A 1,064-nucleotide genomic window follows, 5' to 3' on the forward strand; every position below is an offset into this window, starting at 1 on the left:
GCAGTTTGGACAGATCCGCCTCGCGCTTGCCGTTTGTTTTGCGGCGTTCGTAGGTGACCTTCTCCATTTCAGGTTCTTGCCCCTGGGGCGTGGCCAGCACTTCGGCCTCATTAAACAGGTTCAGTTCCAGTTGATCCGGATGTGTCTTCTCGCTGGAAGCGCCGAAGCGCTTCTGCTGCGCCAGACGAAACTGCTCCTCGTACCATTTGAGTTTGGCCGACAGTTCGGCATTTTGTTGTTCCAGCCTGGCATTTTGCTGCTGGAGTTGTTCCAGAGTAAGGGATTCCGCTTCTGTTTTCATAGCTGTACATTTCGACAGCCAGTTGCCCATATCCTGCTACGGTTTACCCCATGTTTCAGATCGCCGCTTCTGGCGATACGACAGGATGGGCGTGCCGCTGCTTGAGCGACAGGCCATCAAGAAGCCAGCGTAGTTCCCGCTGCGTCAGGCAGAGCGGAGCAGATCCGTCCGAGGGCCACTGAAACGTTCCCCGTTCCAGACGGTGGTAGTAAAGCCAGAAGCCGGCATGATCCCATTGCAGGATTTTGAGTTTGTCGCGTTTCCGATTGCAAAACACAAATAGCGCCGTGGAGAAAGGATTCAGCGCAAACTGTTCTTGGACGACCGCCGCCAGGCCATCGATCGATTTGCGCAAGTCGGTATAGCCGCAGGCAAAATAAACCTGCGAAGCAGCAGCCGGATTCAGCATTCAGGCACCAGCGCGGCTACCACATCGCGGAGCAGATGCGGATCGAAGCCCGGGCGCACGGCAATGCGAGCGGAACCGACCTGTATCCATAAACGGTCGTTTTCCGGCTCCGGGGCTGTGACGGCCACGGCACGGAAGGTCGCAGAAGATGCCGCCCGGGAATGCGGTCTCTGGGCTTTGTACAGCCAATATTTTAACTGATGCACCGTCAGGTTCTGCCCCGCACACCAGGTCTTCATCGTTTGCCCGCTTTCCTGATAGGCCGCAATGCGCTTCGTCCATATTTCCTGCAACGTCTCTTCCATCATAAGTCCATCCTCTCCAGGTATGATGGATTCATTGTGACAGGCTTTG

Annotated in this window: 3 protein-coding genes; all 3 read right to left on the reverse strand. The window is 55.9% G+C overall.

Annotation, left to right across the window (positions count from 1 at the left end):
* A partial coding sequence (locus tag ACZYR9_RS27465) for a transposase domain-containing protein (protein ID WP_488981484.1) occupies positions 1 to 301 on the reverse strand: 301 nt, incomplete at its 3' end.
* Between the two features lie 55 nt (positions 302 to 356).
* A complete protein-coding gene (gene tnpB / locus ACZYR9_RS27470; protein WP_155615423.1) occupies positions 357 to 710 on the reverse strand; it encodes an IS66 family insertion sequence element accessory protein TnpB in 354 nt (117 codons plus the stop codon).
* On the reverse strand, positions 704 to 1,064 hold a 361-nt coding region (tnpA, locus tag ACZYR9_RS27475; protein ID WP_219996699.1), incomplete at its 5' end, for an IS66 family insertion sequence element accessory protein TnpA. The genes tnpB and tnpA, both read right to left, overlap by 7 nt.

The organism is Paenibacillus sp. F024, from assembly GCF_057814255.1.